This window comes from Flavobacterium cryoconiti (assembly GCF_048158645.1).
GTDB classification, from domain to species: domain Bacteria; phylum Bacteroidota; class Bacteroidia; order Flavobacteriales; family Flavobacteriaceae; genus Flavobacterium; species Flavobacterium cryoconiti.
This window is the reverse complement of sequence record NZ_JBLNKW010000005.1, coordinates 176,941-203,139: the sequence shown is the minus strand read 5'-3', so window position 1 is coordinate 203,139 and position 26,199 is coordinate 176,941. Positions and strand designations below refer to the sequence as shown.

Annotated in this window: 25 protein-coding genes; 12 read left to right on the top strand and 13 right to left on the bottom strand. The window is 33.3% G+C overall.

Features of this window, described 5'->3' with window-relative positions; genetic code table 11:
• The first annotated feature begins 109 nt into the window (after positions 1 to 109).
• Positions 110 to 790, top strand: coding sequence for a DedA family protein (locus tag ACM55H_RS09220; protein ID WP_416836221.1), 681 nt, complete (start codon positions 110 to 112; stop codon positions 788 to 790).
• Between the two features lie 76 nt (positions 791 to 866).
• Here the strand turns inward: ACM55H_RS09220 and groL are convergent, their stop codons facing one another.
• The 9 genes from groL to miaB form a co-directional block, all read right to left on the bottom strand.
• Positions 867 to 2,495, bottom strand: a complete 1,629-nt coding sequence (gene groL / locus ACM55H_RS09215) for a chaperonin GroEL (RefSeq protein WP_039108955.1) — start codon at positions 2,493 to 2,495, stop codon at positions 867 to 869.
• Positions 2,496 to 2,534: 39 nt separating this feature from the next.
• A complete protein-coding gene (locus tag ACM55H_RS09210; protein WP_035670228.1) occupies positions 2,535 to 2,810 on the bottom strand; it encodes a co-chaperone GroES in 276 nt (91 codons plus the stop codon).
• A 135-nt stretch (positions 2,811 to 2,945) separates the two neighbouring features.
• Complete coding sequence (gene secG, locus ACM55H_RS09205; RefSeq protein ID WP_039108956.1) at positions 2,946 to 3,290, bottom strand: preprotein translocase subunit SecG; 345 nt, start codon at positions 3,288 to 3,290, stop codon at positions 2,946 to 2,948.
• A gap of 3 nt (positions 3,291 to 3,293) precedes the next feature.
• Positions 3,294 to 4,148, bottom strand: coding sequence for a tetratricopeptide repeat protein (locus ACM55H_RS09200; protein WP_416836220.1), 855 nt, complete (start codon positions 4,146 to 4,148; stop codon positions 3,294 to 3,296).
• Between the two features lie 81 nt (positions 4,149 to 4,229).
• A complete protein-coding gene (locus ACM55H_RS09195; RefSeq protein ID WP_039108960.1) occupies positions 4,230 to 4,733 on the bottom strand; it encodes an LptE family protein in 504 nt (167 codons plus the stop codon).
• An 85-nt stretch (positions 4,734 to 4,818) separates the two neighbouring features.
• The gene (locus ACM55H_RS09190) at positions 4,819 to 6,078 is read right to left on the bottom strand and encodes a sigma-54 interaction domain-containing protein (protein ID WP_416836219.1); all 1,260 of its coding nucleotides are present in this window, start codon (positions 6,076 to 6,078) and stop codon (positions 4,819 to 4,821) included.
• A 124-nt stretch (positions 6,079 to 6,202) separates the two neighbouring features.
• On the bottom strand, positions 6,203 to 6,349 hold the full coding sequence (locus ACM55H_RS09185; protein WP_416836218.1) for a hypothetical protein: 147 nt from the start codon (positions 6,347 to 6,349) through the stop codon (positions 6,203 to 6,205).
• Between the two features lie 106 nt (positions 6,350 to 6,455).
• Complete coding sequence (locus ACM55H_RS09180) at positions 6,456 to 6,827, bottom strand: GxxExxY protein (protein ID WP_416836217.1); 372 nt, start codon at positions 6,825 to 6,827, stop codon at positions 6,456 to 6,458.
• Positions 6,828 to 6,906: 79 nt separating this feature from the next.
• Positions 6,907 to 8,352, bottom strand: a complete 1,446-nt coding sequence (gene miaB, locus ACM55H_RS09175) for a tRNA (N6-isopentenyl adenosine(37)-C2)-methylthiotransferase MiaB (protein ID WP_416836216.1) — start codon at positions 8,350 to 8,352, stop codon at positions 6,907 to 6,909.
• A gap of 356 nt (positions 8,353 to 8,708) precedes the next feature.
• On the opposite strand from miaB, the gene topA reads away from it, so the two are divergent.
• From topA to ACM55H_RS09140, 7 genes are all read left to right on the top strand, one after another.
• Positions 8,709 to 11,225 carry a type I DNA topoisomerase gene (gene topA, locus ACM55H_RS09170; protein WP_416836215.1) on the top strand — a complete coding sequence of 839 codons (2,517 nt, stop codon included), beginning with the start codon at positions 8,709 to 8,711 and terminating at the stop codon, positions 11,223 to 11,225.
• Positions 11,226 to 11,294: 69 nt separating this feature from the next.
• Positions 11,295 to 12,446 (top strand): formimidoylglutamase, encoded by a 1,152-nt coding sequence (locus ACM55H_RS09165; RefSeq protein ID WP_416836214.1) that lies wholly within the window; start codon positions 11,295 to 11,297, stop codon positions 12,444 to 12,446.
• Between the two features lie 128 nt (positions 12,447 to 12,574).
• On the top strand, positions 12,575 to 13,981 hold the full coding sequence (gene porK, locus ACM55H_RS09160) for a T9SS ring complex lipoprotein PorK/GldK (RefSeq protein WP_039108969.1): 1,407 nt from the start codon (positions 12,575 to 12,577) through the stop codon (positions 13,979 to 13,981).
• Positions 13,982 to 14,035: 54 nt separating this feature from the next.
• Positions 14,036 to 14,686 carry a type IX secretion system motor protein PorL/GldL gene (gene porL / locus ACM55H_RS09155; RefSeq protein ID WP_416836213.1) on the top strand — a complete coding sequence of 217 codons (651 nt, stop codon included), beginning with the start codon at positions 14,036 to 14,038 and terminating at the stop codon, positions 14,684 to 14,686.
• Between the two features lie 45 nt (positions 14,687 to 14,731).
• Positions 14,732 to 16,282, top strand: a complete 1,551-nt coding sequence (gene porM, locus ACM55H_RS09150; RefSeq protein WP_416836212.1) for a type IX secretion system motor protein PorM/GldM — start codon at positions 14,732 to 14,734, stop codon at positions 16,280 to 16,282.
• 48 nt (positions 16,283 to 16,330) lie between these two features.
• Positions 16,331 to 17,221 carry a type IX secretion system ring subunit PorN/GldN gene (porN, locus tag ACM55H_RS09145; protein ID WP_039109448.1) on the top strand — a complete coding sequence of 297 codons (891 nt, stop codon included), beginning with the start codon at positions 16,331 to 16,333 and terminating at the stop codon, positions 17,219 to 17,221.
• A gap of 101 nt (positions 17,222 to 17,322) precedes the next feature.
• Entirely contained in the window at positions 17,323 to 18,375 is a 1,053-nt protein-coding gene (locus ACM55H_RS09140) for an NAD(P)/FAD-dependent oxidoreductase (protein ID WP_416836211.1), read from the top strand.
• 2 nt (positions 18,376 to 18,377) lie between these two features.
• On the opposite strand, the gene ACM55H_RS09135 is transcribed toward ACM55H_RS09140, so the two are convergent.
• Complete coding sequence (locus tag ACM55H_RS09135; RefSeq protein ID WP_416836210.1) at positions 18,378 to 18,761, bottom strand: DUF983 domain-containing protein; 384 nt, start codon at positions 18,759 to 18,761, stop codon at positions 18,378 to 18,380.
• A 73-nt stretch (positions 18,762 to 18,834) separates the two neighbouring features.
• Here ACM55H_RS09135 and abc-f point away from each other — a divergent pair, with 73 nt between their 5' ends.
• Positions 18,835 to 20,742, top strand: a complete 1,908-nt coding sequence (abc-f, locus tag ACM55H_RS09130) for a ribosomal protection-like ABC-F family protein (RefSeq protein ID WP_039108974.1) — start codon at positions 18,835 to 18,837, stop codon at positions 20,740 to 20,742.
• Between the two features lie 34 nt (positions 20,743 to 20,776).
• Here abc-f and ACM55H_RS09125 read toward each other — a convergent pair whose 3' ends face one another.
• Positions 20,777 to 21,745, bottom strand: coding sequence for an App1 family protein (locus ACM55H_RS09125; protein WP_416836209.1), 969 nt, complete (start codon positions 21,743 to 21,745; stop codon positions 20,777 to 20,779).
• A 64-nt stretch (positions 21,746 to 21,809) separates the two neighbouring features.
• Between ACM55H_RS09125 and ACM55H_RS09120 the strand changes: the two genes are divergently transcribed.
• On the top strand, positions 21,810 to 22,679 hold the full coding sequence (locus tag ACM55H_RS09120; RefSeq protein WP_416836208.1) for a diacylglycerol/lipid kinase family protein: 870 nt from the start codon (positions 21,810 to 21,812) through the stop codon (positions 22,677 to 22,679).
• A gap of 9 nt (positions 22,680 to 22,688) precedes the next feature.
• On the opposite strand, the gene ACM55H_RS09115 is transcribed toward ACM55H_RS09120, so the two are convergent.
• A complete protein-coding gene (locus ACM55H_RS09115) occupies positions 22,689 to 23,837 on the bottom strand; it encodes a GNAT family N-acetyltransferase (protein WP_416836207.1) in 1,149 nt (382 codons plus the stop codon).
• 97 nt (positions 23,838 to 23,934) lie between these two features.
• On the opposite strand from ACM55H_RS09115, the gene ACM55H_RS09110 reads away from it, so the two are divergent.
• Positions 23,935 to 24,213: a 4a-hydroxytetrahydrobiopterin dehydratase gene (locus ACM55H_RS09110; protein ID WP_416836206.1), complete on the top strand. Its 279-nt coding sequence runs from the start codon at positions 23,935 to 23,937 to the stop codon at positions 24,211 to 24,213.
• Positions 24,214 to 24,263: 50 nt separating this feature from the next.
• Here the strand turns inward: ACM55H_RS09110 and ACM55H_RS09105 are convergent, their stop codons facing one another.
• Positions 24,264 to 24,746 carry a DUF1761 domain-containing protein gene (locus tag ACM55H_RS09105; protein ID WP_039108980.1) on the bottom strand — a complete coding sequence of 161 codons (483 nt, stop codon included), beginning with the start codon at positions 24,744 to 24,746 and terminating at the stop codon, positions 24,264 to 24,266.
• Between the two features lie 228 nt (positions 24,747 to 24,974).
• On the opposite strand from ACM55H_RS09105, the gene ACM55H_RS09100 reads away from it, so the two are divergent.
• On the top strand, positions 24,975 to 25,781 hold the full coding sequence (locus tag ACM55H_RS09100) for a leucine-rich repeat domain-containing protein (RefSeq protein ID WP_416836205.1): 807 nt from the start codon (positions 24,975 to 24,977) through the stop codon (positions 25,779 to 25,781).
• Positions 25,782 to 26,199: the final 418 nt, after the last annotated feature.

The following is a 26,199-nucleotide window of genomic DNA, read 5'->3' as shown; positions in this document are numbered from 1 at the left end:
TGCTATGTTTTTAAAGCGTTAATTAAACTTTAAAATGAGGCAATAAATTGCGGTTAAGCTAAATTATTCTTACTTTCACGACCAATAAATTTAATTACAAATCGTTTTTATGAATAATTTTGATTGGACACAATTACTTAATCCGGAATTTTATATTACCCTTCAAATAGGAGGAGTTCAAATAGGTTTGTATATCGTTTTATTTATAATTTTTGCGGAAACTGGTCTTTTTGCCGGTTTTTTTCTTCCTGGAGACAGTTTGCTTTTTCTTGCGGGAATTTACAGTAAAGATTTGGTACAAAATATGGTCACTATACAAAGCGATTTTATTAATGTTACCATATTATCGTTATTGGTTGCTGCTGCAGGAATTGTAGGAAATATGGTTGGCTATTGGTTTGGGGCAAAAAGTGGGTATTATTTATTTAAGAAAGAAGATACTTTTTGGTTTAAGAAAAAATACCTTTTGCAATCAAAAGATTTCTTTGAAAAATATGGTGGAAAAGCAATAATATTTGCACGGTTTTTACCGATTTTTAGAACCTTTGCACCTATCGTAGCGGGAATTGTATCTATGGATAAAAGTAAATTCATGTTCTTCAATGTTTTAAGTTCTTTTTTATGGTCCTTTATTTTGATTTTTTCGGGTCATTATCTATATGGTGTCTTTTTGGATAAGTTTGGAATTGATCTGAAAGAGCATATTGAATATATCATAATAATAATTGTTCTTATTACCACGGTTCCCGTTTTATTCAAGCTTTTGAAAAAAAGAGTTCATATAAAATAATCATCAATTGCAATAAATAAAAAAAACTCCGTTTCAATTAAGAAACGGAGTTTTTTTATTTAAAAATGAGAATGAATTACATCATTCCTGGCATACCGCCACCCATTGGGTTTCCGCCACCATTGTCTTCTTTAATATCAATCAAAGCACATTCTGTAGTTAAGATCATACCAGCTACTGAAGCTGCATTTTCTAAAGCGACACGAGTTACTTTTTTAGGGTCGATAATACCTGCTTTAAGCATATCAACATATTCGTCTGTTTTTGCGTTGTAACCAAAATCACCGGAACCTTCGGCAACTTTTGCAACAACAACTGAACCTTCAAGACCTGCATTTTCAACAATAGTTCTCAATGGAGATTCTACTGCACGAGATACAATTTGAATTCCTGTTGCTTCGTCAGCATTATCAGCTTTAATAGTACTAAGTGCATTTTTAGCTCTCAATAAAGCAACACCGCCACCAGCAACAATTCCTTCTTCAACAGCAGCACGAGTTGCGTGAAGTGCATCATCAACTCTGTCTTTTTTCTCTTTCATTTCTACTTCAGAAGCAGCACCAACATAAAGTACAGCAACTCCACCGGCTAATTTAGCCAAACGTTCTTGCAACTTTTCTTTGTCATAATCAGAAGTTGTCGCTTCCATTTGACCTTTGATTTGGTTGACACGATTTTTGATGATGTCAGCTTCGCCAGCACCACTTACAATCGTTGTATTGTCTTTATCGATAGTTACTTTTTTAGCAGTCCCTAGCATTTCGATAGTTGTGTTTTCTAAAGTGTATCCTCTTTCTTCTGAAATTACAGTTCCTCCAGTTAAGATAGCAATGTCTTCAAGCATAGCTTTTCTTCTGTCACCAAAACCAGGAGCTTTTACTGCAGCGATTTTCAAGGCTCCACGTAATTTATTTACCACCAATGTAGATAATGCTTCACCATCAACATCTTCAGCAATAATCAATAATGGTTTTCCAGATTGAGCAACTGGCTCAAGAACTGGTAATAATTCTTTTAATGAAGAAACTTTTTTGTCATATAAAAGGATGTAAGGATTTTCCAATTCTACTTCCATTTTTTCTGAATTGGTAACAAAATAAGGAGAAAGATATCCTCTGTCAAATTGCATACCTTCCACAACATCAACATAAGTATCAGTTCCTTTAGCCTCTTCAACTGTGATAACACCTTCTTTTCCTACTTTTGCGAAAGCTGTAGCGATTAACTCACCAATTACTTCGTCATTATTTGCAGAAATTGAAGCAATTTGTTTGATTTTTTCAGAATCACTTCCTACTACTTTTGCTTGTTTTGCTAAGTCAGCTACAATAGCTTCAACCGCTTTATCAATACCACGTTTCAAATCCATTGGATTCGCTCCTGCAGCAACGTTTTTTAAACCTTCTTTCACGATAGCTTGTGCCAAAACTGTTGCAGTTGTAGTTCCGTCTCCAGCTAAATCATTAGTTTTAGACGCTACTTCTTTCACCATCTGAGCACCCATATTTTCCAATGGATCTTTCAATTCAATTTCTTTTGCAACGGTAACACCATCTTTAGTAACATTTGGTCCACCAAAAGCTTTTCCAATAATTACGTTACGACCTTTTGGTCCTAAAGTTACTTTTACTGCATTTGCTAATGCATCTACACCACGTTTTAATCCGTCACGTGCTTCAATATCAAATTTTATGTCTTTTGCCATTTTAATTTATTTTGTTAATTCGTTTATTTGTTAATTCGATTATATTATTGCTAAAATATCGTCTTCACGCATGATCAAATAATCTTTTCCTTCCAGTTTCAATTCAGTTCCGGCATATTTTCCGTAAAGAACAGAATCACCAATTTTTACTGTCATTGTGTGGTCTTTTGTTCCGTTTCCAACGGCAACTACAGTTCCTTTTTGTGGTTTTTCTTTAGCTGTATCTGGAATAAAAATCCCTGACGCAGTTTTAGTTTCAGCTGCTACTGGTTCGATAAGAACTCTGTCTGAAAGTGGTTTAATGTTTAAAGCCATGATTTTATATATTTTTATTATTTTTATGATTGCATTTAGGATTTCAGAAATTGTGCCATCCTATTATAACTGACATATTTTCTTATAAAAAATGCCAGCTTTGACAGGCTGGCATTTAGAATAAAAAGTGTTGTTTTATTTTGCTGGATTTGTTTCAGCAGGTGTGTTTTGAACTGGAGATGCTGGCGTAGCAGTTGCCGGTGCAGCAGTACCTGTTTGTTCAATAATTTTAGAATCATTATCGCTTAATGCTCCTGTAAAGCTTAAGCTAGAAAGAAGTATAAGTACAATTAAAATAGTAGCAAGTGTCCAAGTGCTTTTGTCTAAAAAATCTGTTGTTTTTTGTACACCACCTAACATTTGAGAACCACCTATTGTTGAAGATAATCCACCACCTTTAGGGTTTTGAACCATTATTACTACGATTAATAGGAAACAAACTATTGTTATTAAAACTAAAAAAATTGAAAATGTGCTCATTGTTTAATTATTGTTTTGTTGTAAAATCTTAATATCCGCTATGCGGTCTGCAAAGAAACTACTTTTTTCTGGATATTTCAAAATTAATATTTCATAAGCTTGAATCGCTTTTTGATATTTTTTTTGCTCCAAATAAACCCGTGCTAAAGTCTCCGTCATTAAATAGGAATTGTCGTCTTTATTAAGGTCAAAAGTAACTGTTGATGCAACACCATGTTTTACAGGTGAAATCTTCGGGCTGGTTTCTATAAATTTATCGATTAACGCTGCTTTTTTCTTTTTGTCTTCATCTTCTATCGGTAGGGTTTTAGAAGTATTTACATTTTCCGGTTCTCTAACAATAGGCTGCGTTCGGGATAATTGAAGCCATTCTTGGAAGGAATGCTTTTCACTAATGGAAAAATCCAAAGGAGTTCCAATGGCTAATTTTTCTTCTGTGGTTTTTAAATTTTCATTAGATTCTAAAGGTAAAGCTTCCTTTATAGAAGTAAGAATCGATTGTTCCAGAGTATTTATTTTGGACTCTGACTTTTCTTTCTGAATAATTATTTCACTATCGACTACAGTAATGTCAAGAAGTTCGAGTGCTTTTTTATCATATAATCCTTTTTGAATAGCAGTAAAAGTATCCGAAGTAATAAAATCAAACAAAACGGTTCTGTCAGTCGTATGTGCGGCAGTAACTTTCAGAGCAAAATTATACTTAAAACTATTTTGGTTATAAAGACCTTTTAAACGTAAAGCTCTGGCACTTTGAAAATATGGAAATTCATCCAATACATTTCCCAACGCTTCCGTTTGCTTTTCATTGATAGCATCGGGTCTGTTTATTAAATAAGTATAATCGGTTACATTCATAAAGGTTATTCGTTTATTTGGTCATTCGTTTATTTGTTCTTCGATTAACCGAATCAACAAATTACCGAATCAACACCTCATTTACCATTTAGCAAGGGATTCATTAAAGATATCTTGTGTTATTCTTTCGAAGATATCTTTCAAAGCACTATTCAAAGTTGATCCTACAAGTTGCTGTGTTGCCGGGTAATCGTAATAAAACTCAAATGGTTTTTCGAAATTATCCGTTTCTTTATTTTTATTGGTAAACCTAACATTTACTCTTATTTTTAATCTGTTTTGAGCCGCTTTCTGATCGGCAGTTGCGGTCATTGGGCTTATTCTATAATCTACAATTTCTCCTTCGTAAGTTAAATCAGCACCACTTTTCACTAAATTTAAGTTGGTTTGATTCTGAATGATGTCCTGTAACGCCAGTGTAAAGGTTCTGTCAATTCCAGGTTCAATCAAATCTGCATTATTTTGGAAAAAATTCACCTGAAAGGTTTTCGCGTCAATTTTTCCTGTTCCTGTAAAGTTGTAAACGGAGCAGCTATTGAAAGTCACTGCGATCAACAAAATAAAAATATATTTTATGTGTTTCATTTTAAATTTTAAAATTGCTTCGCCAATTCGCTAACGCTCGGGTCAAAGATATTCATTTTCAATTCACAATTTCCAATTTGAATTTTTACAAATCAAATTGTTTGATTTTTCGATACAAAGTTCTTTCGGAAATCCCCAATTCATCTGCGGCGGCTTTTCGTTTTCCTTTATTTTTTTCCAATGATTTTTTAATCATTTCAATTTCTTTCTGCTCTAATCTCAAGATTTCCTCTTCCTCTTCTATTGTTTCAGCAAACAGGTAGCTGTCGTCATTCTCTTGATAACGTTCTTCTTTATTTTGAGTGGTAATCAAAGCTGTTCTTGGTTCTTCTTCAAAATCTATTTCGCTGTCATTTTCTTGAGAGCCATAGATTTTTTTAATCAAATTTTGATTTGTTTCTTGCACTTTAGAACTTCCACTTTGCATTAGTTCCAAAGTAAGTTTTTTCAAGTCATGCAAATCACTTTTCATGTCAAAAAGTACTTTGTACAAAATCTCTCTTTCAGTATTGAAATCGCTGTCGCCTTTTTTGTCTTTAATTACTGATGGCAAGTTGGTACCTTCAGCAGGTAAATAGGATTGTAAAGTTGCAGCCGAAATTTCACGGTTTGTTTCCAAAACCGAAATTTGTTCCGCAACGTTTCTCAATTGACGGATGTTACCGCTCCATCGAAATTTTTGCAAAACAGCAACAGCACTTTCGTCTAATTTTAAAGGTGGCATCTTGTATTTATGTGCAAAATCAGAAGCAAATTTTCTAAATAGCAAGTGAATGTCTTCTTTTCGTTCTCGCAACGGAGGTAAAGTAATATCTACGGTGCTCAAACGATAATACAAATCTTCACGGAATTTTCCTTTTTCGATAGCATTAAACAAATTAACATTGGTAGCAGCTACAATACGTACATCTGTTTTTTGCACTTGTGAAGAACCTACTTTTATGAATTCGCCATTTTCCAAGACACGAAGCAACCGCACTTGAGTAGTCAAAGGCAATTCACCTACTTCATCAAGGAAAATAGTTCCACCGTCAGCCACTTCAAAATATCCTTCACGGGTATTGGTCGCACCTGTAAAAGCGCCCTTTTCATGTCCGAAAAGTTCACTGTCAATCGTTCCTTCAGGAATTGCACCGCAGTTTACAGCAATGTATTTTCCATGTTTTCTATGCGAAAGCGAATGAATAATTCTGGGGATATTCTCTTTTCCAACACCACTTTCACCAGCTACCAGTACCGAAATATCAGTAGGAGCAACTTGAATGGCTTTTTCTATGGCACGATTGAGCTTTGGGTCATTCCCAATAATCTCAAATCGTTGTTTTATAGCTTGTACTGATTCCATATTGTCATTGCGAGGCACGAAGCAATCTCATTAATGTTGTTTTTTTAACCATTCCCGATAGCTATCGGATTCCCGAATTATTAAAACTAATTTTCGTTTAATACTATATTCGATTCGTAAGAATCTATTGCTTTGGTTTTGTAAGTGTATCTTTCACAGGAGCTGTTTTTTCAACTTTATGTTTTGGAAAATAGGTTCTGATGATAAAGAATGTAACTCCAAATCCAACTATAAAAGTAACTAAACCAATTAGTATATTTTTTTTTGACATCTTAATTTTAATTTTTTTTAATATCTAATGAATTAAAAAGTGTTTTAATTGATTTTGTTTTTTAGCCACAGATTAAAAAGATTTTCACAGATTTGTTTAACCTTCTTTATAACGCATATCTTCTATATTGTAAAGATTTATTTTGAAAATTAACTAATAATCCAATTTCTGAATCTGCTAATTTCAAATAGTTTAAAATTTGTGCAATATGTTCGTTACAGAATTCTTTTACAGCTTTTATTTCTAATACAATATCTTCACAAACAATAAAATCGGCATTAAATTTACTACGCAAAATCTCACCTTTATAGTCAATCGAAAATTCTTTTTCTCTTTCGTAAGGAATATTGTTTAGTTTAAATTCTACTTCTAAAGCGTCTTTGTAAACAATTTCTAATAATCCTGGACCAAGAATTCTATGTACTTCCATACAAATCCCTATAACTTTATAAGTTTCCTGTTCTCTGTATCCTTCCATAAAATATCTTGTTTTTTTGCCAGAGATTAAAAAGATTTCAAAAAATCTGTGAAAATCTTTTTAATCTGTGGCTAAATTTTTAATTCATCTCACTCAAACCAATCGCTGCACCTTTTAGAGTTCCGCTGGTACAGCTTTCTATTTTAACCAAAACAAAATCTCCAATCTTATAATTTTCTTTTGGAAAAACCACGGTAATACTTTGTGAATTCCTTCCGGAAAACTCTTCAGTCGATTTTTTGGAAACTTTTTCTACCAAAACTTCTACGGTTTGACCAATGAATTCTTCAGAGCGCAACCAAGCGTGTTTTTGTTGTAAATCGACAATTTCCTGTAATCTTCTCGCCTTGGTTTCTTCGGTTACATCATCTTCCATTTTTCTTCCTGCCAAAGTTCCCGGACGTTCAGAATACGAATACATATAACCAAAATTATACTTCACATATTCCATTAAGCTCATTGTGTCTTGATGATCTTGTTCGGTTTCTGTTGGGAAACCAGCAATCATGTCCTGCGAAATGGAGCCGTTAGGAATAATAGTTCTGATTTTATCAATCAAATTCATGTATTCTTCACGCGTATGCAAACGGTTCATTTCTTTTAGGATTCTATTGCTTCCGGATTGGACAGGTAAGTGAATGTGCTTACAAATATTTGGGTGTTTTGCAATCACATGTAAAATACTTTCGTGCATGTCTTGTGGATTGGATGTCGAAAATCGAATGCGCATTTTAGGAAAACCAACTGCTACCATTTCTAGTAATTGATCAAAATCAACTGCTGTTGCTTTTTGCATTTCGGTAGCATTTTCGAAATCTTTTTTCAAACCACCACCATACCACAAATAACTATCTACATTTTGTCCCAAAAGGGTAATTTCCTTAAAACCGTTGTCCAACAAATCCTGAATTTCCTTCATGATACTCTGCGGTTCACGGCTGCGTTCTCGTCCGCGGGTGAAAGGCACCACGCAAAACGTACACATATTATCGCAGCCACGGGTAATAGAAACCAAAGCCGTAATTCCGTTGCTCATCAATCGCACAGGCGAAATATCACCATAAGTTTCATCCTTCGACAAAATCACGTTAATCGCATCACGTCCTTCTTCCACTTCTTGCAAAAGGTTCGGTAAATCTTTATAGGCATCAGGACCCACAACTAGGTCTACAATTTTTTCTTCTTCCAGAAATTGACTTTTCAAACGTTCGGCCATGCAGCCTAAAACGCCCACTTTCATTTTCGGATTAATGCGTTTCACCGCATTGTATTTTTCCAAACGTTTGCGAATCGTCTGCTCCGCTTTGTCCCGAATAGAACAGGTGTTTACCAAAACTAAATCAGCTTCCTCCAGAACTTGCGTTGTATTGTATCCGTTTCCAGATAAAATAGAAGCTACGATTTCACTGTCCGAAAAATTCATCGCACAGCCATAGCTTTCTATAAATAATTTTTTGGTATTCTCGGGTTTATGTTCTAGAACAAGACTTTCGCCTTGTTTACTTTCTTCAATAATCTTTTCCATCCTATATTTTCAAAGCACAAAGATAACGCAATTGAAATAAATATGACAAGATGTCAGATGAAGAATTAACACTATTTTAAGGCATTTTTTCTAGGGAGCTATTTCCCGCTTTCCGTTACAAGTTCCTCACAAAAAAAGTAAAGTTTCCAAAGTTCTAAAAAGAGCTTCCGTTGGTCGCTTTTTTAGAACAGGAAACTTTTACTTTTTTGCTCCGGGCTTTTCACTGCAGTCGGGGCTAAAAAACAGTCGAGTATGGCTATAACTTACCTATTAATGGTTGTGAAATAGTTCAAAAATAAAATCAAAAGCCTGATATTTAAAAAAAATAGATACTTTTGTCCCAGAAAAATAGAGCAATGGCAAAGAATTTAGTTATAGTTGAGTCCCCTGCAAAGGCAAAAACAATCGAGAAATTTCTAGGAAGTGATTTTCAAGTGGAGTCCAGTTATGGACATATTGCCGACTTGCCTTCCAAAGAAATTGGTGTAGATGTAGAAAATGGTTTCAAACCAAAATATGAAGTTTCTGCTGACAAAAAAGCGTTGGTTACTAAACTAAAAGGACTTGCCAAAAAAGCCGAAATGGTTTGGTTAGCAAGTGATGAGGATCGCGAGGGTGAAGCTATTTCTTGGCATTTAGCCGAAGAATTAAAATTAGACAAAAAGAAAACCAAGCGTATTGTTTTTCACGAAATCACAAAAACAGCGATTCTAAAAGCGATTGATAATCCACGTGAAATCGATTATAATTTAGTCAATGCACAACAAGCGCGTCGTGTATTAGATCGATTGGTTGGTTATGAATTGTCGCCTGTACTTTGGAGAAAGATAAAAGGAGGACTTTCTGCTGGTCGTGTACAATCGGTTTCCGTTCGTTTGATTGTGGAACGTGAAAGAGAAATTCAAAACTTCAAAGCCATTGCAACATATTCTGTTGTTGCAGAATTTATTAATGAAGCAGGGAAATCATTTAAAGCTAAACTGCCTAAAAATTTCAATACAAAAAAAGAAGCCGAAGATTTTTTAAATAAAAATATCGGATCTACCTATAAAGTTTCAGATTTAGAAACGAAGCCTACCAAAAAATCACCAACCGGTCCATTTACGACTTCGACTTTGCAACAAGAAGCTGCGAGAAAATTGTATTTGCCTGTTGGAATTACCATGCAACTCGCACAACGTTTATACGAAGCTGGACTTATCACTTATATGAGAACGGATAGTGTGAACTTATCCAAAGATGCTATGGAAGCTGCTGAAGCCGAAATTATAAAATCGTACGGAAAAGAATTCTCTAAACCTCGAACTTTTGTCAATAAAAGCAAAGGCGCACAAGAAGCGCACGAAGCAATTCGTCCAACGGATATGTCACGTCATACGGTAAATATCGACAGAGATCAAGCCCGTTTGTATGATTTGATCTGGAAAAGAACCTTGGCTTCGCAAATGAGTGATGCACAATTGGAGCGTACTAATGTGAAAATTGAAGCTAATAATCATGGTGAAATTTTCACGGCATCTGGAGAAGTTTTACTTTTTGAAGGTTTCTTGAAAGTGTATCTTGAAGGTCATGATGACGATGAAGAGGAGCAAGAAGGCATGTTACCCGCGATGAAAGTCAACGAAAAATTGCAAAACAATTATATTACAGCGACAGAAAGATATTCTCGTGCAGCTGCAAGATATACCGAAGCTTCTTTGGTGAAAAAATTAGAAGAATTGGGAATTGGTCGTCCTTCTACTTACGCACCAACAATTTCCACAATTATCAACAGAAATTATGTTGAGAAAGGAAATCTTGACGGACAAGAACGTAATTATACGCAATTGACTTTGCAATCAGGGAAAGTAGGAGAGAAGTTATTGAAAGAAAACACGGGTTCCGATAAAGGAAAATTAGTTCCTACAGATATTGGAACTATTGTTACGGATTTCTTGGTTAAGAATTTCGGAAACATTTTAGATTATAATTTCACTGCAAAAGTGGAACAGGATTTTGATGAAATTGCAGAGGGAAATATTGTTTGGACAAAAATGATGCAAGAATTCTACGATACATTTCATCCAACAGTAAAAGATGTTGAAGCTAATGCAGATAGAGAAAGCGGTGAAAGAATTCTGGGAACAGATCCAAAAACAGGGAAACCGGTTTCGGTGCGTTTAGGGAAATTTGGACCAATGGCTCAAATTGGAGCTGCAGATGATGAAGAGAAAAAGTTTGCCAGTTTAATGGCAGATCAAAATATTGGAAATATTACTTTAGAGGAAACTTTAAATTTATTTTTGTTACCCAAAAATCTTGGACAGTATAAAGACGAGGAAGTTGAAGTGAGTAATGGTCGGTTTGGACCCTATATTCGTCATGGAGCAGCTTTTGTTTCTTTGCCGAAAGGAGAAAATCCTTTGGATGTAGATTTTGAAAGAGCGAAAGAATTAATTGACGAAAAAGCAATAGCTGATGCGCCAATTGCAGTTTATAAAGGAGAAGGTGTTCAAAAAGGTGTGGGTCGTTTTGGTCCGTTTATCAAATGGAACGGTTTGTTTATAAATGTAAGCAAGAAATATAATTTTGATAATTTGTCACAATCAGATGTTGAAGAATTGATTGAAGATAAATTGCAGAAAAACATTGATAAGGTTTTACATAACTGGGAAGAGGAAGGAATTTTAGTTGAAAAAGCCCGTTGGGGACGTTCGGTTATAACCAAAGGAAAAATCAAAATTGAATTAAGTAAAGATGTTGATGCCACAAAATTGACATTAGCAGAAGTTCAAGAAATGATTGCCAAGAAAACGCCAGCCAAAAAAGTAGCGGCAAAGAAAGCTCCGGCCAAGAAAGCTGTTGCCAAGAAACCTGCGGTTAAAAAGAAATAAGTATTAATACATTCCATCTCTTCTCCCTCTTTTTCGGAGAGGGCCGGGGAGAGGAAAAAAAGAAATAAAATGGAATTTGATTTTCTGAAACCCGTAGACGATGAAATCCTTAGTTATATAAATGGATTGACTTCTCAGCAATTGGGAAGTAAAATTGTTTTGCATACCAATGAACAGTTTCCGGATTTAAATAAGATTAAAATTGCTGTAATAGGCGTTTTAGAAAATCGGGGAGATAAAAATGCACTTTCTGATGTTGATTTAATACCGCTTAGGAAAGAGTTGTATGGATTGTTTCCTGGAAATTGGGATGCTTCAATTGCAGATTTGGGGGATATACTTGCGGGGAATTCAGTTGAGGATACTTATTTTGCACTAAAGAAAGTTGTTGCAAGTCTAATCAAGAAAAGGATTACTCCTATAGTTATCGGTGGTTCCCAAGATTTGACGTATGCTCTTTACAGAGCCTATGATGATTTAGAACAAATGGTCAATTTAGTTTCCATTGATAATAAATTTGATTTTGGTAAAGATGAAGAAGCCGTTTCAGCTTCTTCTTATTTGACAAAAATAATTGTAGATGAACCTAATAATCTTTTTAACTATTGTAATATTGGGTATCAAACGTATTTCAATTCGCAGGAAGAAATTGATTTGATCGAAAAATTATTTTTTGATGGCTATAGATTGGGTGAGATTTCAAATAATATTGCTCTTGCGGAACCCGTTTTTAGAGATGCAGATTTAGTGAGTATAGATTTGAATTCAATTAAGTCATCTGATTCAGGAAATTTTGTTTCATTTGCACCCAATGGTTTCAATGGTAAAGAAATATGTTCTTTATCCAGATATGCAGGAATAAGTGATAAAGTATCTTCTTTTGGGATATTTAATCATAATAATTCGGTACAGGAATCGGTTATTATTGCACAGATAATCTGGTATTTTATAGAAGGATTTCATTATCGCTCTAATGAATATCCGTTTGGAAGTAAGGAAAACTATTTGAAATATATCGTTCCTTTAGAGGAAGAGGAACTTGTTTTTTATAAAAGTGATAAAACAGACCGTTGGTGGATAGAAATACCATTTATTTCAAACGGTAATAATAAATTAAAGAGAAATACGTTATTACCGTGTTCCTACGATGAATATTTATTGGCCTGCAATCAAGAATTACCTGAAAGATGGTGGAAAGCACAAAGAAAAAATATCATTTAGAATAATTTTTTACTTATTTATTATTTTTTTATAAAAAACACGTTGTTTACTGTAAAAAAATTGTTTTTCTAAAAAATAATAAATAGGTTTACACACTTAAAAATAATGAATAGTTAACCCAAATTTATATGAAGAAGTTCATTGCATTTACGGCAATTTTGACCCTATTAATTAGCTGTGGTAAATCAAGCGACAAAGGAGAATTAGTAGGTGTCAATGGTGGGAAATGGCATCCTGAGAAACCTTATGGAATGACATTGGTTCCTGGAGGTGCTTTTACTATGGGTAAATCAGACGACGATTTAGCTGATGTTGAGGATGCGCCAACAAAAACGGTAACTGTTCGTTCTTTTTATATGGATGAAACTGAAATTACAAATAGTGAGTACCGTCAATTTGTAGAATGGGTAAAAGATTCTACGATGAGAGTTCGATTAGCAATTCTTGCTGACGAAAGTGGTCAAAAAGCAGGAGATGGAAAAGGGAAAGGTAAAAATTCTGGTAGTATTGGGGATTTTGCTTTTAATGATTCTGATCCAGAAAAGATGACTGCGTATGATAAATATATGTATGATAACTATTACAGTGTAGGTACTGCTGATGATCCTTATGCTGGTAGAAAATTGAATAAAAAAGTAAAATTAATCAAAGATACGAAGTTGTATCCGGATGAGTATTATACTGAGGTTATGGATTCTATGTATTTGCCAATAGAAGCTTCTTACAATGGATTACGTACTATAGATGTAAATAAATTGAAATTCCGTTATTCTTGGATGGATATTCAGGCTGCTGCCAAAGCCAAAGTTGGTAAAAGAAAAGATTTTATTAAAACAGAAGAAGTAAACGTGTATCCTGACACCACTGTTTGGATTAAGGATTTTGCTTACTCTTATAATGAGCCAATGCATAATGACTATTTCTGGCACAAAGCATATGGAGATTATCCAGTTGTAGGTGTAAAATGGACTCAAGCAAAAGCTTTTTGTGCTTGGAGAACTTTAAATAAAAATACATACATAAAATCCAAAAAGAAAGGACACGATTTAATCAACTCTTTCAGATTACCTACTGAAGCTGAATGGGAATATTCTGCTAGAGGTGGTTTAGAATCAGCTACTTACCCTTGGGGTGGACCGTATACTAAAAATGACAGAGGTTGTTTTCTTGCTAATTTCAAACCAAACAGAGGAGATTACGCAGCGGATCAAGCTTTATATACAGTAGAAGCAAAATCATATGAGCCAAATGGTTATAATTTGTATAACATGGCAGGAAATGTTTCGGAATGGACTGATTCTTCTTATGATCCAAATGCATATGAATATGTTTCTTCAATGAATCCAAATGTTTTGGATGCTTCTAATAAACGTAAAGTAGTTCGTGGAGGTTCTTGGAAAGATGTTGCTTATTTCCTACAAGTAAGCACACGAGATTATGAATACGCTGATTCGGCAAGAAGCTATATTGGTTTTAGAACTGTTCAAGATTACATGGGAATTCAAACTACCGGAAAAACTAAAAGAGGCAAATAATAAATAATTATAAAAGAAACCAAATCTTTAAATCTAACCCCAAAAAAAATTATTATGGCATTACTTAGCAAAAAAACAATGAATTTCGCATACGGAATGGGTGCGGCAGTTGTAATCATTGGAGCATTATTCAAAATTACTCACCTTGAATTCGGTTTTATAACTGGAAATTTAATGCTAACTATTGGACTTGTTGTAGAAGCTGCAATTTTTGCTCTTTCTGCATTTGAACCAGTTGATGATGAATTAGATTGGACCTTGGTTTATCCAGAACTTGCTAATGGTAAATCTACAGGACCAAAGAAAGCAAAAGTAGAAACTCCTTCTGACGCTCAAGGATTGTTATCTCAAAAATTAGATGCTATGTTAAAAGATGCTAAAATTGACGGAGAATTAATGTCAAGTTTAGGAAACAGCATTAAAAATTTCGAATCAGCTGCAAAAGGAATTGCGCCTACCGTAGATTCTATTGCTTCAACTAAAAAATATAGTGAAGAGTTGACTTTGGCTGCAGCCCAAATGGAATCTTTGAACAGTTTGTATAAAATACAGTTGCAAAGCGCTTCAAGAAACGCACAAATCAATGAAGAAGTTGCTGAAAATAACTTAAAATTAAAAGACCAAATGCAGTCTTTGACATCTAATTTGTCATCACTTAACAGTGTATACGGAGGAATGCTTTCTGCAATGAACAACAAAGGATAATTAGTTTCAAACGATATAAAAATAACAAACTAATTAGTAGAAAATATGGCAGGAGGAAAACTAACCCCTAGACAGAAGATGATAAACCTGATGTACTTGGTTTTTATCGCAATGTTAGCATTAAATATGTCCAAAGAAGTATTATCTGCTTTTGGGATTTTGAATAATAAAATAGTAGAGTCTAACTCTATAACAGATACCAGAAATGAAAGTTCATTTCTACAATTATCTCAAAAAGCAGTGGATCAACCGGGGCAGTTTGGTGATAAAAAAGCTAAAGTTGAAAAAATTAGAGCCTTGTCTAAAGATTTTAATGATTATTTAGAAAATATAAAAACTACTGTTACTAAGAAATTTGTAAGAGATTCACAAGGAAATTTGCCATATGAGCAAATGGATAAAGGAGATTTAATTGACAGAATGTTTTTTACTGGAGATAGGGTCTCTAAGCAAGGACAAGAGTTTTTAGATAGAATAAACAATTTTTCAACTCAAATCAAACAAATTGGCGGAAGCTCAATTGCTGATTCTGAAATGAAAAAAATTGAAGCTAGATTTGCTACTAATCCTATTTATTCCGAAAAAGCGGGTGCAAAATTACCTTGGATTGATTATAACTATAAAGGATTTCCACTTATTGCTACAATTACAAAATTGTCGCAATTACAAGCGGATATCAAGACAACTGAAAGCGATGTAATGACTGGAATGTTCCAATCAGATTTAGTTGCTGCAGCTTCTCTTACTGCTTATCAACCGATAGTAGTTCTTGAAAAATCAGTTTTCTTTCAAGGCGAAACTGTTCAAGGAAAAGTTATATTGGGTAAATTTGACCCATCATTAAGAGCTAAGTCAGTTATCGTAAATGGTTCAAGTTTACAAGCTGAGGCTGGTCAAGCAAAATTCTCATTTGGAGCTGGTAATATTGGGGAACACCCGATTGGTGGTTCATTCAATTTTGAAGAAAATGGAAAATTAGTTCCTCTTACAATACAAAAAAGCTCTTACGTTGTTGTCCCAAGACCAAAATCAGCGACTATTTCTGCTGATAAAATGAATGTAGTTTATAGAGGTGTTGTAAATCCTATGACAATTTCCTTTGCGGGAGTATCTGCGGATAAAGTTTCGGCTAGCGCTCCAGGATTAAGTTCTGCGGGAGGTGGTAAATACAATATGAGTCCAGGTGCTGGTTCTGAAACAGTAATTAATGTTACTGCAACTCTTCCTGACGGTTCTAAGGTTTCTGATAAAAAATCTTTTAGAATTAAAGGAATTCCAGGTCCTACAGGTACGATACGTGGTGAAATGGGAGTTGTAAAAGGTCCTAAATCAAATTTACAAATTGCTACAATTGGAGCCAAATTAGTTGATTTTGACTTTGAAGTTGGTTTGGATGTTGTTGGTTTTAATTTGAAAGTAACAGGTCAGCCTACAGTAGTTGTACAAGGAAATAAATTGAATGCACAGTGTAATGCTGTTCTTTCTAAAGCAGTTAGAGGTGATCAAGTTACCATTTCTGAAATTAAAACTAAACTTGTTGGTGCAGGTAGTTATTTATTACCAAGAACAGCTCCAGTAATTTTTGAAATACAATAATAAGTAGTTTTAATAAAAACTGCTTCATTAACTTATAATGAAAACATGATGAATGTAAGAAATTTTTTGATTGCTATTATCTCTGTCACTTGGAGTTTTGCATCTGTAGCGCAATCTAATTTGCTGAATGCTAAAACGCCAGATCAAATTGGTCTTAAGTCTGCTGCACAGTTGATTTCTGATAATGACAAACCATTGGCTTATGGTTATGTGCATGATAGAGATGTCTTGATGGGTAAAACAACATGGGAAATAATCGATTTAAGTGAAAAGATTAATTTTGCATTGTATTTCCCAATTGATACAGCTAATATCGGTTCAGATAGAAGATCATTGTATGATGTCTTGACAAAAGCGATGAGAAATGGTAAAATAACGGAAGTTTATACTGATAGTTATTTTAATACAAAAAAATCGATGCAAGATATTCAAGCTTCATTGACTCGTATTGATACTACAGATGCAGGGAGAGAACAAATAAATGCTGGTGCTCAGATTTCACCGGAGTATATTTTAAAATCAGATCTTACTGCACAAGATGTCACTCAGTATAAAATAAAAGGATATTGGTATTTTGATAAACGCCAAAGTGAATTGAAGTATCGTTTACTTGGAATTTGTCCAGTGACTCCAGATGTTTTCACAATGAACAGTGATGAAAAAGATTATATTGAATTATTTTGGATCTTTTTCCCAGCTGCAAGAGATGTTTTACACGAAGCAAAAGCTTTCAATGATAAAAATTCTGCAATGCCGGTTTCTTTTGATCAAATATTAAATTCAAGACGTTTCAATAGTGTAATTTACAAAGAAGAAAACGTTTACGGAGACCGATCAATTGCTGAATATATGAAAGATAATGCTCAGAATCAATTGTTAGAGTCTGAGAGAGTGAAAGAAAAAATTCGTAATTTCGAACAAGATATGTGGAATTATTAATTCGCATTTTAAAATAAAAAGAAAAACTCTTACTGTGATGGTAAGAGTTTTTTTGTTTTAAAGTCTTTACTTTGCATTTACTTAAAAAGGGATTATTTCAAATGATTGATTATTTAATAATAGGTTCAGGTTTAGCGGGTATTTCATTTGCAGAGATTGCTTTGCGGAATGACAAATCTATTTTGGTGTTGGATAATAATTCACAAAATTCCTCAAAAATTGCAGGGGGTTTGTATAATCCGGTTATACTAAAACGCTTTAGCGAAGTATGGCAAGCTCAAGAGCAACTGGTATTGATGAATGAATTTTATACTGTTTTAGAAGAAAAACTGAATTGTAAAGTAGATTTCAAAAGACCAATCCTAAGAAAATTTTTCTCTGTTGAAGAACAGAATAATTGGTTTGCCGCATCTGATAAAGTGGCGTTGGCTCCCTTTTTATCTATAGAATTGATTTCAAAAAAGTATTTAGGAATTGATTCTCCTTATGGATATGGCGAAGTGTTGCAAACTGGTTATGTAGATACCGCTTTGTTATTAAATAAATACAGAGAATATTTAAAAGAAAAGAATCTATTTAAGGAAGAATCATTTGATTATGATGTTTTGCAAACTGAAAGTGATGGAATTCATTATAAAGATATTCAAGCCAGACATATTGTTTTCGCTGAAGGTTTTGGCATGCATGCAAACCCATATTTTAAACATTTGCCTTTAGACGGGACTAAAGGGGAGCTTTTTATTATTAAAGCACCTCAGTTGGATTTAGATGTAATCGTAAATACAAGTGTATTTATTCTGCCACTTGGGAATGATTTATTCAAAGTGGGGGCTACATACAATTGGAAAGATAAAACTGATTTGCCTACAGAAGAAGGAAAGATAGAATTAGAGGAAAGGGTAAAAGAAATTATTACTTGTGATTTTGAAATTGTGGAGCATTTTGCGGGAGTTCGACCAACTGTAAAAGACAGAAGGCCTTTAGTAGGAACGCTTCAAAATTATGAATCAATACATATTTTGAATGGTTTAGGAACAAGAGGGGTTATGTTAGGTCCAGCAATGGCAAAAGCTTTATTTGATAATATCGAACATCAAATTCCTTTAAATCTGGCAATTGATATAAACAGATTTCTGCCTAAAGGGCAGCAATAATGCTATTTTAAATTTATTTTTGGATCATAAGAGACAAACATATTGATGTATATGTTTCTAGACAAGCGCAGAATAAATGGAAATAAGAGAATAAGTGAAGCAATTATAGCAATAAAGGCAACTTTTAAACTGGAGCCGAAAATTACGAATGCGATTATAAAGGCTGCAATTCCTACGCCAACATTCAATCCATAACTTACATACATTGCTCCATAAAAGAAGGAAGGTTCGATTTGATATTTTAAACCACAATGGCTACAATTTTCATGCATTTTTAAAACTTTATCAATATGTAACGGATTTTTATCCAAATACATACTCTCATTCTGACATTTAGGACAACTTCCTGTTAAAATGCTATATAATTTGGATCCTTTTTTTAACATTTGCAAAAAATTTAATATTTCCTTTTTTAGAGTTACAAATTTACACATTCAAAAAGGAATAAAATAACAATACATGCTTAATATACACAATTTATCCGTTTCGTTTGGTGGTACTTATTTATTTGAAGAAGTTACCTTTCGATTGGGTGCTGGAGACCGTGTGGGTCTTGTTGGAAAAAACGGGGCTGGAAAATCGACCATGCTTAAAATGTTGGCAAAGGATTTTGCTCCTGATTCGGGTGTTATTTCTCAAGAGAAAGATCTTCGAATGGGATTCTTGCGTCAGGATATCGATTTTGAACAAGGAAGAACGGTTTTAGAAGAAGCCTATGAAGCTTTTACGGAGATTAAAATTGTTGAGAAAAAGCTTGAAGAAATTAATCATTTGTTGGTTACCCGCACTGATTATGAAAGTGACGAATACAGCCAAATTATAGAAGACTTATCTGACTATACCCACCGTTTTGAATTGTTGGGTGGTTATAATTATGTTGGAGATACAGAGAAAATTCTACTTGGATTGGGTTTTAAAAGAGATGTATTCGATAATCAAACGGAAACTTTTTCCGGTGGATGGAGAATGCGTATTGAATTAGCCAAATTATTATTACAGGCAAATGATGTTTTGTTACTGGATGAGCCTACAAATCACTTGGATATAGAAAGTATCATTTGGTTAGAAAGTTTCCTTCGCAATTATCCAGGAGTTGTTGTGATTGTTTCACACGATAAGATGTTCTTGGATAATGTGACCAACAGAACTATCGAAATTTCTCTTGGGAAAGCGTATGACTTCAATAAACCGTATTCTCAATATTTAGAATTGCGTCATGAAATTCGCGAAAAACAATTGGCAACACAAAAAAATCAGGCCAAAAAAATTGAAGAAACTGAGAAATTAATCGAAAAATTCCGTGCGAAAGCTTCCAAAGCTTCTATGGCGCAATCGATGATTAAAAAACTCGACAAAATAGAACGTATCGAAGTTGATGAGGATGACAACTCGGTGATGAACATCACTTTTCCAGTTTCAAAGGAACCTGGTAGAGTAGTTATAGAAGCCGAGAATGTAACTAAAAGTTATGGTGATAAAACGATTTTGAAAGATATCAACTTGTTAGTGGAACGCGGAAGCAAAATTGCATTCGTTGGACAAAACGGACAAGGGAAATCGACTTTTATTAAGGCTATTGTTGACGAATTTGAATATAAAGGAAACATCAAGCTAGGCCATAATGTACAATTGGGTTATTTTGCCCAGAATCAAGCTGAATATCTTGATGGTGAAATTACCTTGCTGCAAACTATGGAAGATGCTGCAGCAGACACCAACAGAATGAAAGTACGCGATATGCTGGGTTCTTTCTTGTTTCGTGGTGATGATGTAGAGAAAAAGGTAAAAGTCCTTTCTGGAGGCGAAAGAAACCGTTTGGCGTTATGTAAATTGTTGTTGCAACCTATCAATGTTTTATTAATGGATGAGCCTACGAATCACTTGGACATCAAATCCAAGAATGTTTTGAAAGCGGCTCTTCAAAAATTTGGCGGTACTTTATTGTTAGTTTCTCACGATAGAGATTTCTTGCAGGGAATGTCAAATTTGGTTTATGAATTCAAAGACCAAAAAATAAAAGAATATTTAGGAGATATTAATTATTTCTTGGAGCAACGCAATATGGAGAATATGCGTGAAGTGGAGAAAAAAGATGCTGAAAAAGCAGCAGCTCCCAAAGAAAGTAACAAAGCCTCCTACGAAGATCAAAAGAAAGGGAAAGCGTTGCAAAATAAATTGAGCAAAGTGGAGAGTCAAATCAAGCAATTGGAAAAAGACATTCAAAACGATGACAAAATGCTCGCGTCTAATTATGATAAGCATATTGAAGATGCTAAATTTTTCATGGCTTACAATAAAAAGAAAGCCGAGTTGGACAAATTGCTGTTGGATTGGGAACTCGTTCAGGAAGAAATAGATAATTTATAAGATAAAAAAAGAGTTCCAATTTGGAACTCTTTTTTCATACAATAATCCCAATCATTTTAGAGTGCGCAATGGCTTCACTGCTATTTTTGAAGTAACAAACGGATACTTTTAAGGTTTCTAAATTTTTCAAAACAGCTGTTACTTTATCTTTTTTAGAGTCACCTGTTTGTCTAATGTAAACCGCTTTTACGGTGACCGGGAAAATTTTGCAAATTGCTTCGTATAAAAACGCATCGTGTTGAGAATCATCACCCAGTAGTACATATTCTAAATTGGGGTAGAATTCTAAAATGTGTTTTATTTTGTCAAACTTATGATTGTGATTACCTCCTCCGGTCAGAAAAAAATCTTTAAGGCTCGTTTTAATATCTTTCAATAGCAAAACTGCTTTTGGCAGTTGATGAAGTTCAGTAAACTTTATAATAAAACGGTACAAATTCCATTCGCTGCTGGAAACATAGAAAAAAGCATTGAATTCTTCTTTATTTTCTCTTCCAGCCGTACTTAATGCTTGGTAGTGTGTGACAACGTCTTCGTAAATTTTTCTTTTATTTATGTTTTTGAATAACAAAACATATAATTTCTTCAAAGGATTCAAGGTATGAGAAACTAAAAAAGTGTCGTCAATATCGGATATAATTCCTAAATTTCCTTTGTGCGGGCGAATGTAACTGTCTCTAGTTGTTAAGGTTTGGTTTTGATGAACAATACTCACCTCATATTCAATCCAGCCATAACGGGTAAATTGGTCTAATGGTACACAAAATTTAAAATAACCGTCATTCAAAGTTTTGGTGTGGATTTTCACTTTATTGTGTTCTAAATAAACATCAGCATTTGCTTGTGTTTTAATTCTAAACATACCAATCACCGAAGTTGCGTTTTTTATATTTTTTTTCTGAAAGTCGTATTCTTTAGCCGTTGTTGGTTTAAAAACATGTCCCATCACAATTAATTCTTGCTCATTAGCATAGCCACGGTATAATTTTAAAATAGGCTTCATTTATTTAGTACTTTTGAGTTGAATTATTCGTTTTATGTTTTATAACATTAAAAGTAGCTAAATTTTGAGAAAGAATATCATAATGATTGTTAATCCTATTTCTGGAGATATAGATAAATCTGAATTTATTGTAGCTGCAGCACATTTAGCTGCGACTGAAAATCTAAATTTTGTGCTTTATAATACTACTGGGGATGATGATATTTTAAAGATAAAATCACTTTATTTAAGTTATAATCCAGAAAGAATTATTGTTGCTGGTGGCGACGGGACGATAAAGATGGTTGCTGAGGCAATGGAAAAAAATGATGTAATTATTGGCATTGTGCCAGCAGGTTCAGCCAATGGTTTAGCTATGGATTTAAATTTACCAACAACCATTGCAGAAAACTTAGACATTGCTTTCCATAACGGTTATATGGAGATCGATATGATTTCCATTAATGGAAAAAAAAGTATTCATCTAAGCGATTTAGGACTTAATGCTGAAATGATTAAAAACTATGAAAAAAGTACTATTCGTGGTAAATGGGGCTATGCTTTACAAACCGTAAGTACATTAATCGATTTAAACGATCCTTTTACAGCGATAATCAAAGGTGATTTTGAAACCATTGAGTGTACAGCTAGAATGATTGTAATTGCTAATTCTAAAAAGTATGGGACTGGGGTTTCTATCAATCCTAATGGTGTTATGGATGATGGAAAGTTTGAATTAGTTATTTTGAAAAATCTGGATTTAGTTGTTTTAGGAAAAATTATCACTGGGAATATGCCATTAGATTCTGATGATGTAGAGATAATTTCTACTGACAGAGCTGAAATTACTACGAATATACCTGTTTGTTTTCAAATTGACGGAGAATATTATGGAGAAGAAACAAAACTAGATATTGAAATCTTACCCAAGCAAATGAAAGTTGCAATCCCTTAATTTTCGAAATTATTTAAATGGATTTCGTTCCTGCCAAATGGTTTCTGGCTCTAAATATTTAAATATTTTGGGCATATAAGAATTAACGATAGAATTGCTGTGCTCAATAAAACCATACATTTTTAAGGGTTTTGCTCCAACAGAACTTTTGATTTCTAAAGCCGTTCTTGCAAAAACGATTTCCTTAAAACCTTTATTTATAGAATAGGCGATCATGTCATATAGCATATTTAAATACAACATTTTTTCGCGTTGAATACTTTCATCGTATCCAAGGAAATAAGTGTCCATCACTTCACCATTTTTTATTAAAGTGTTGAAACCTATTAGTTTTCCATCAATGAAATAGCCATAAAAAAGGAATTTCTCTTTGAAAATCTCTTTAAAAATTCTAAAATGATTTTTCGGGAGAAAAAAAGTATTGAAAGGAGCATTTTTAGCGACATGAAAATACAAATCATAAATAGTATCTTCAAAAACAATGATGTCTTCTAGATGCATTTTTCTTTTTTCAACCTCATTTGCCTTTTTTCGGGCTCTTTTATACTGGTCTCTATATTTTTTTGAAAGGGAGTCTATGTAATCTTGTTCTGACTTCCAATTTTCGTCGATAGTAAAAACCATATTTGGTTGAGTAGAAAACTGATAATCATTTTTAAATTCCGGAATATCAAAAATTTGAATTTCATCGGTATTAAAATCTTTAAAGGAGGTAATATGAATCTTTCTTCCTTGAGTTTTAAACTTCTTTTTCAAAGCAATCGAAGCCGATTTTAATGCTTGTAATGCCTTCTTTTTATCAGTAGAATGAGAAAAATAAAAAGAATTTTGGCCAGTTAGCATATTATTACCAATAAGCAGCACATGAGAACCAAAATTTCGGAAAGCAAAATTCCGTATTGCTGTTTTGATACATTTGTCTCGTTCTCCAAAAGATTCTAACTTGTTTAAATCCAGGAATTGGGAAACAGCAATTCCAACTAAATCGCTATTTTCAAAAATTCCAATAAAATTGCAAATCATGTTTTCAGGAGATGATTTTTCTAGAACTTCTAGATATTTTTTCGATAAAAAAATAGTTGAAACGGCTAAATCATTCCATTTTTTTGGAAGTTGAGCGGTGGAATTATAAATTTTGAAAGAATAAGATGTATTCAAGTTGAATTTTAATATTTCATCAAAAATAGTTAATAAAGTTAAAGTATTTCTCTTTGATTCGAAATTAACTAACTTTATATAAATAAAAAATAAAATTATGAAAACCTATTCAGAAGTAACAATTCAACCCGAATTAAAAGAGCTAAAAGACTGGCAATTTATTAATAATGGAATTGAGAAAAAATTTTCCTTTTTAAACTTCACGCAAGCATTGGGATTCATCGTTCAAGTAGGGTTGATGGCTGAGAAAAGAAATCATCATCCGGAATTATTCAATGTGTATAATAAAGTGACGATTCGGTTAACAACGCATGATGCAAATGGAGTTACCGATAAAGATGTTGATTTAGCAAAAGCGATTGAGGAGATACAGTAAAAAAATCTCATCCTTTTCTAAGAGACGAGATTTTTATTGTTAATTTATTTTTAAACCCAAGCACAAATAATTCCGCCCATAATTGTAAAACATACAATCCAGAAACCTCCAGATATTAAAGTGTATTTAAAGCTTCTTTTTTCAAATAAGGCATTTGTGCCAATAATTGGCAATGCTAAAAACAAGCCAGATAAAAATCCGTGAAATGCACCATGTTTGAATGTTCTAAATGCAGTTCCATAATCGGACATAAACGCAGCGTAAGAAGGTAAAGCTTTTGTGGCATCACCACCAACCATGCTAAACGCACCCCATTGATGAATCGTTAAAAACTGAAGAATTATAGCAATAAGGAAAGCGTAAAAAACTGCAAAACCAAAAATTGCAACCATATTGCTGCCTTTCATGCTTTCTTCTGTTAATCCGGCTTCTTTCATCCAAATAGTTCCGAAAACTTTTGGGTGATACCAAACAAACCCTACTAAAAGGGTAGATAAAGCTGCAACTAAAAGCGCTAAAAAATTAATTTCCATAAAATAGTTTTTAAAGGTTAGTAAATCAAATTTAGTAAATTATTATTATTTAACAGTAATTCGAATTTATTGTAGGATATAACTCTATAAAATACGTGAATCGATGTATTTTGTCGATTTTATTTGCTCGTTGCCCACATTGTATGTAGATTTATATGTATAAAATAAAAAAATCAAGTTATGAAAAATATAACTACTCTATTTTTAACCGTTTTATTTTCTTTTTCCATGTTTGCTAATGTAGCTCCTTCAGATAAAGAAGCGCTTATTAAATTATACAAAGCAACGAATGGAAGCCAGTGGATTACAAAATGGGATTTGTCATTGCCAGTATCAACTTGGTATGGTGTTAAGCTAGAAGGTGAGAAAGTAGTTTCTGTAAACTTAGCCAATAATAATTTAGTTGGTGAAATACCATCTGATATTGTTAATTTAGTTAGTCTTCAAGAATTAGATTTACATAAAAATCAAATATCTGGTGCAATTCCTTCTTTCATTGGAAACCTAAAAGATTTGAAAGTATTAAATCTTTCTTTCAATAAATTGTCAGGAACAATTCCTTCCTCTGTATGCGAATTGAGTAATTTGAAAGACTTAGAACTTTATATGAATGCACTTTCAGGAGAGATGCCTATGCAAATTGGAGCCTTGAAACAATTAGAAGTGTTGTCATTATATAACAATGAAATAACAGGGCAAATTCCAAGCTCACTTTACGATGTGAAAACAATGAAAATCCTGCTTTTAAGCAGTAACAAGCTTAGTGGAGGATTAAGTCGTGAGGTGGTACGTATGACTTCTCTTGAAAATTTTAGTTTGTTTGATAATAAAATGAATGGTCAAGTGCCTTTAGAGCTAGAAAAATTGAATAATCTTAAAGAAATGAATATTTCTTATAATATGTTTAATGGTTTAGTAACTAAAGATTTGGCTGCACTTGATGCATTAAATATGACCATGATAAATGATAAGGGCGCTACTGTTTTGTTAGATGTTACAACTGATAAAAATTCAGCTATAGTTTCTGAAGATTAGTATTTGGAATAATAGGAGATTAAAAACTCTTTAAGAAAATGGATTTAGTTTTTTTTAAATAAGTTAGTTTAATAAATTTAGTTAGAAAAACCTGTGTAGCTTGTTGCTTCACAGGTTTTTTTATGCAAATAAATTATTTGAAGCTTTTTTAGTAGCGGGTAATCTTGAAAAATCTAATGGATTTCTGGATGATTATAATAAAATAGTTTCTGTCGCGAACTTATTATATTCTCCGTTCTTAAATTTATTTTTTATGTTATTTGATATTATAATCGCTCAGTTAGGATAAATATATAACCTGTTCAAAGCAGTACTCAAGCTGTCGATGAGAAATTTGGGTCCCTATGAGCTCATTTTTTGCCCCTGATTGTGTTTTGTGCCTGTTTGTTTTTTTTTGCATGACAGAACATATATAAAC

Excerpts from the sequence above, each read along its gene's own strand:
- secG (WP_039108956.1), bottom strand. The coding sequence starts at position 3,290 with ATGAGCACATTTTCAATTTTTTTAGTTTTAATAACAATAGTTTGTTTC.
- porL (WP_416836213.1), top strand. The coding sequence starts at position 14,036 with ATGGCATTACTTAGCAAAAAAACAATGAATTTCGCATACGGAATGGGT.
- ACM55H_RS09210 (WP_035670228.1), bottom strand. The coding sequence starts at position 2,810 with ATGGCTTTAAACATTAAACCACTTTCAGACAGAGTTCTTATCGAACCA.
- ACM55H_RS09185 (WP_416836218.1), bottom strand. The coding sequence starts at position 6,349 with ATGTCAAAAAAAAATATACTAATTGGTTTAGTTACTTTTATAGTTGGA.
- porK (WP_039108969.1), top strand. The coding sequence starts at position 12,575 with ATGAAGAAGTTCATTGCATTTACGGCAATTTTGACCCTATTAATTAGC.
- groL (WP_039108955.1), bottom strand. The coding sequence starts at position 2,495 with ATGGCAAAAGACATAAAATTTGATATTGAAGCACGTGACGGATTAAAA.
- ACM55H_RS09165 (WP_416836214.1), top strand. The coding sequence starts at position 11,295 with ATGGAATTTGATTTTCTGAAACCCGTAGACGATGAAATCCTTAGTTAT.
- ACM55H_RS09220 (WP_416836221.1), top strand. The coding sequence starts at position 110 with ATGAATAATTTTGATTGGACACAATTACTTAATCCGGAATTTTATATT.
- ACM55H_RS09125 (WP_416836209.1), bottom strand. The coding sequence starts at position 21,745 with ATGAAGCCTATTTTAAAATTATACCGTGGCTATGCTAATGAGCAAGAA.
- topA (WP_416836215.1), top strand. The coding sequence starts at position 8,709 with ATGGCAAAGAATTTAGTTATAGTTGAGTCCCCTGCAAAGGCAAAAACA.
- ACM55H_RS09195 (WP_039108960.1), bottom strand. The coding sequence starts at position 4,733 with ATGAAACACATAAAATATATTTTTATTTTGTTGATCGCAGTGACTTTC.
- porM (WP_416836212.1), top strand. The coding sequence starts at position 14,732 with ATGGCAGGAGGAAAACTAACCCCTAGACAGAAGATGATAAACCTGATG.
- miaB (WP_416836216.1), bottom strand. The coding sequence starts at position 8,352 with ATGGAAAAGATTATTGAAGAAAGTAAACAAGGCGAAAGTCTTGTTCTA.
- ACM55H_RS09190 (WP_416836219.1), bottom strand. The coding sequence starts at position 6,078 with ATGGAATCAGTACAAGCTATAAAACAACGATTTGAGATTATTGGGAAT.
- abc-f (WP_039108974.1), top strand. The coding sequence starts at position 18,835 with ATGCTTAATATACACAATTTATCCGTTTCGTTTGGTGGTACTTATTTA.
- ACM55H_RS09110 (WP_416836206.1), top strand. The coding sequence starts at position 23,935 with ATGAAAACCTATTCAGAAGTAACAATTCAACCCGAATTAAAAGAGCTA.
- ACM55H_RS09100 (WP_416836205.1), top strand. The coding sequence starts at position 24,975 with ATGTTTGCTAATGTAGCTCCTTCAGATAAAGAAGCGCTTATTAAATTA.
- ACM55H_RS09180 (WP_416836217.1), bottom strand. The coding sequence starts at position 6,827 with ATGGAAGGATACAGAGAACAGGAAACTTATAAAGTTATAGGGATTTGT.
- ACM55H_RS09135 (WP_416836210.1), bottom strand. The coding sequence starts at position 18,761 with ATGTTAAAAAAAGGATCCAAATTATATAGCATTTTAACAGGAAGTTGT.
- ACM55H_RS09105 (WP_039108980.1), bottom strand. The coding sequence starts at position 24,746 with ATGGAAATTAATTTTTTAGCGCTTTTAGTTGCAGCTTTATCTACCCTT.
- porN (WP_039109448.1), top strand. The coding sequence starts at position 16,331 with ATGAATGTAAGAAATTTTTTGATTGCTATTATCTCTGTCACTTGGAGT.
- ACM55H_RS09140 (WP_416836211.1), top strand. The coding sequence starts at position 17,323 with ATGATTGATTATTTAATAATAGGTTCAGGTTTAGCGGGTATTTCATTT.
- ACM55H_RS09200 (WP_416836220.1), bottom strand. The coding sequence starts at position 4,148 with ATGAATGTAACCGATTATACTTATTTAATAAACAGACCCGATGCTATC.